Origin of the sequence: Sphingomonas sp. DC4900 (assembly GCF_049896485.1) — a bacterium.
Lineage (GTDB): Bacteria > Pseudomonadota > Alphaproteobacteria > Sphingomonadales > Sphingomonadaceae > Sphingomonas > Sphingomonas aquatilis.
Genome location: NZ_JAFCUK010000035.1, coordinates 1 through 4,305, shown reverse-complemented (window position 1 = coordinate 4,305; position 4,305 = coordinate 1). Strand labels below are relative to the sequence as shown.

2 protein-coding genes and 1 pseudogene are annotated in these 4,305 nt (G+C 65.1%); all 3 read right to left on the bottom strand.

The features are described from left to right. Window positions 1–166 precede the first annotated feature (166 nt). The gene (locus ACP690_RS17975; RefSeq protein ID WP_066667189.1) at window positions 167–1,012 is read right to left on the bottom strand and encodes a DMT family transporter; all 846 of its coding nucleotides are present in this window, start codon (window positions 1,010–1,012) and stop codon (window positions 167–169) included. 67 nt (window positions 1,013–1,079) lie between these two features. Continuing rightward, entirely contained in the window at window positions 1,080–3,668 is a 2,589-nt protein-coding gene (locus ACP690_RS17970) for a TonB-dependent receptor (RefSeq protein ID WP_082731222.1), read from the bottom strand. Between the two features lie 163 nt (window positions 3,669–3,831). Beyond that, window positions 3,832–4,188: pseudogene (locus tag ACP690_RS17965) on the bottom strand (integrase core domain-containing protein); the annotation flags it as partial. Window positions 4,189–4,305 lie beyond the last annotated feature (117 nt).

The window sequence follows — 4,305 nt, the reverse complement described above, 5'->3', positions numbered from 1 at the left end:
ATCGTCGTCGATCAGGCGTCCGCGGCACACCCGCCAAGGTCAATGCGAACGCTGGTCTTGCGGCCAGCGACAAGGTAAACTCGGCCAGCGTCTCGGATGGCAGTCATGAGAGCGTACGACTTGAACCATCCTCTCACCGGCGCCCTTCCTAGACCATCAACATACGTCAGCTTCTGTCCCGTGTCGTGATCGCGACCCCCGCGGAGGCGACGATCAGGCCGGCGATCTGCACCGCGCCGAGCGCCTCCCCAAAGAGCATGAACGCCAGCACCGCCACGACGGGCGGCACAAGGTAGAACAGCGAGGCGACGACCGAGACCGCGCTGCGCCCGATCATCATCAGGAGCAAGGTCATCCCGCCGACCGACAGGCCGATTACCGACCAGGTTAGCGCGCTCCACGCCTCCCAGCTGCCATCGAAGCGCATATCCTCGGTCAGGAGCGCGACGGGCGCGATGACGAGGCCCGAGGCGGCGAATTGGATCGCCGCGCCGACGCGTAGGTCAACGCCACCGCCGCTGCGCTTCTGCCAGATGGTGCCGAGCGTGATGGCGACGGTCGCCAGCGCCGCGACCGCGACGGTGACGGGAGCCGCCGCGTGGACGGACGAGGTCACCTGCGGGGCGAGCACCATTGTCGCGCCGATCAAGCCGACCAGGATTCCCATCCACTGCCGACGGGTGACGCGGTCGCCAAGCATCGGCCCGGCCAGCGCTGCGGTCAGGAGCGGCTGCAGGCCTGTGATGAGGGCGCAGACCGCTGCCGGCAGGCCATGGCTGACTGACCAGAACACGCCCGCCAGATAAATTCCCTGGAGCAGGAGGCCAGCGACGACCGCGTTCGCCCACAACCGCGGTTCGCGGGGCCTGGACGCACCGGCGAGCGCAGCTAAGCCGGTGAATATGGCCGTACCGCACGCGAAGCGGATGGTCAGGAAAGTGAGCGGGTCCGCGTGGCCCGCGACGAGGCGTGCGACCAAAAAGCCAGTCGCCCAGATGCTGACGAACAGCATCGGGGCGACCGTAACGAGGTCGGGAAGCGACCGGGACCTACCGGACACTTGCCCGTGGAGAGAGGGTTCAGAAATTGATCGTGCCTTCGACCGTGAACATGCGCGGCGGGCCGTACGTCACCTCGGCATAGCCGGATGCTGCGGTGAGGGACGAATTGCCGCTGCCAATATAGGCCTTGTTGGTCAGATTGGTGACGCCCGCAGCGATGCTGTAGCGGTCGGCCCGGTCGGCGTAACGCAAGGTCGCGTTGACCAGCGCATACTTGTTCTGGGCGATCTGCTCGGTGTTCGGCGCGTCGAAGTAGGTCTTGCTGCGGTACGCGACGTCGACGCGCGGAGTGAGCGAACCCGAGCTCAACGGGATGCGGTAGGCGAACCCGCCGTTGAGGCTCCACTTCGGCGTATAGGCCTGCATGTCGTCGAGGTCGACGCGACCTAGCGCGCCAGGCGCAAGGTTCGCCTGCCCGGCATTGAGCGCGTTCGTGAAGCTGTCGTAGCCAAAATCCGTGTATCCGACGCCGAAATTGATCAGCAGCGGACCGATCGGGCTGACGGTTCCTTCGACCTCGAAGCCATTGATCGTCGCCTCGCCGGCGTTGCGCACGACCGGGGCGACGCCCTCGCGCACAACGATCTGGATGTCCTTGTATTTCGACTTGAAGGCTGCGGCGGAAAGCCGGAGCGTGCGGCCGATGAGCAGCTTGCCGCCGATCTCGTACGACGTCACCTGCTCGGGGTCGAATTCGGGCAGAAATTCCCGACCCGTCGGCGCGTTGGGCGAGATGACGGGCTGCACGATGCGGGTGTTGAAGCCGCCGCTCTTGAAGCCCTGCGAGTAGCTCGCATAGGTCATGAGCTCCGGTGTCCACTGATATTGCAGCGTCGCCGCGGGCGTGAACTTGCTGTTGGTCTTCGAGTTGAGGACCGGGTTGAAGAGGAAGGTCCGGGAGCCGGTGCAGGTCGCGGCCACCGCGCCCGTGCGCTGCGGCCCGAGGCAGACGTTCTGGGCGTTCAGCGGCGCGGGATAGGCCACGTTGTAGCCGACGTTCGTGTAGCCGTAGCCGCTGACGGCGGCGGTCTCGAACGGCGTGGCCTCCTTCTTGTCGCGGGTGTAGCGGAGGCCGACCGTCAGGTTCAGCTTGTCCGTGATCGCGAAGGACTCCTGCGTAAAGATCGCCAGCGATTCATTCTTGATGTCGGCGTTGTTGTTGAGGCCGCCGACGCGCAGTTCCTCGCCGGTGGTGGCGCTGATCTGCGACGGGAGGAAGACCGGGTAGAACTGGTAGTCGGTCTCGCGAAAATAGTAGGCGCCGAATTGGTACTTGAGGCGGCCGTTGGGGGTCTCGCCAAGGAACTGCAGCTCCTGGGTGAACTGCTTTATGTTGTCCTGGTTGACGGTCTCGAGGATGCGCAGCGGCGTGTTGTCGGCGTCGCGGATCGAGAAAGGGTTGGTCTCGCGATAGGCAGTGATCGACTTGACGGTCAGCCAGTCGGCGACGTCGTACTGGAGTGTCAGGCCGATGCCGTACATCTCCAGCTCGGACCGGCTGGGCGCGTTGGAGGCGACCTTGAAGGGGCCGAGGGCCGAGTACTGGTTGTTGGCGCAGCGGCGATCGTTGTTCTCCGGCACCGGCGTGACGGGGTTCGTCAGCGCGAAGCCGGGACAACCCGCGATTACCGAGGCGAAGCGGACGAACGCGGCGCTGGTGTTGATCCCGCCGAAGACGGTCGGCGACCCGTTCACGTCGTCCTTGGTGTAGTCGCCGATCAGCAGCGCCTCGAACTTGTCACTCGGCTTCCACAGCAGGCTTGCACGGGCCGCAAATGTGTTGACGTCACCGAAGTCGCGTCCGTCGAGGATGTTGGTGACGTAGCCGTCGCGGATGCGCTTGGTGGCCGCGAACCGTACCGCCAGCGTCTCGCTCACCGGGAGGTTGAGGACGCCGCGCAGATCCGCGCGCTTATAGTCACCGAGCGTCCAGCCAACGTTGCCGGACACGCCGGAGAAGTTTGGGCGCGCGGAGAAGACCTGGATGGCACCGCCGACGGTGTTGCGACCGAACAGCGTCCCCTGCGGGCCGCGGAGCACCTCGACGCGCTCAACATCAAGTAGCGATATGGCGGTTCCACTGGCGCGTGCGAAGTAGACGCCGTCGACGTAGAAGCCAACGCCGGGATCGGTCGAGGCCAGGAAGTCGGTCTGACCGACGCCGCGGATGAAAATCGCGGAGGACGAGCTGTTGCCGGATGCGGGCGCAACCGCGCTGAATTGGACATTGGGAGCGAGCTGGGTGAGCTTGTCGGAGGAGTCGATCTGACGCTCGGCGAGCGCGCTGCCCCCGAACGCCGCGACGGAAATAGGGACGTTCTGGATGCTCTCCTCGCGACGGCGCGCCGTCACGACGATGTCGCCAATGCCTCCAGGTTCCTCGGCGATGGGGTCGGACTGCTGTACGGGTGGGGCGGAGGCCGCCGGGGCCGGCGCGGCCTGTGCTGCCGAGGTGCCCGCCTCAACGACGGGCTGTTCCGGTGGCGTTTGGGCGGGAATGGTGGTCTGTGCCAAGGCAGGGGCGGGAACCACGCCAAGACCGATCGCGAGTGCCGTGCTGGACACAGTTCGGCGGATGGTCGCCGTGTAGCTTCGATGAGCCTTCATGTATTTCCTCCCCGTTCGCTCGACTGCCGGGGCTCCGCCCGGTCAGAACGCGTTCGTTGACGAAAGTTAGGAAGAAGTCTTTCCGAACGTCCAATACAGATGACGTATGCGATCGATACCTAGGAGGTCGGTGACACCAACAAGGTGACGTGACCCCCGCCTTTCATCCAGCTTCGACCAGAGACTGACCGGTGTTGTCGCGCATGAGCGCAGGTGAAGCAACGGGCGGGGTTAACCCCGCCCGTTGCTGTTCGAGCCTGGCAGCGAACGCTGCCGGGGTGGCGTAGCCGAGCGACGAGTGCGGCCGCTCGGTGTTGTAGTCGTCGACCCAGCGCGCCAGGATTGAGCGGGCTTGGCGAACCGTGAAGAACAGCGTCTCGTTGAGCAGCTCGTCGCGCATGCGACCGTTGAAGCTCTCGACGAACCCGTTCTGCGTTGGCTTGCCCGGCGCGATGTAGTGCCACTCGATGCGGGCATCGCCGGACCAGGCGAGCACCGCGTTCGACGTCAGTTCGGTCCCGTAGCACATTGGGAAGCGCTGGTTCGGGAGCCGCTATGGCCCTGATGAAGACAAGGCCGCGTAGCGGCCGCAGACTTCATCAGGGCAAGCCATGGCCGGTCAGCAGGTATCTAAAGT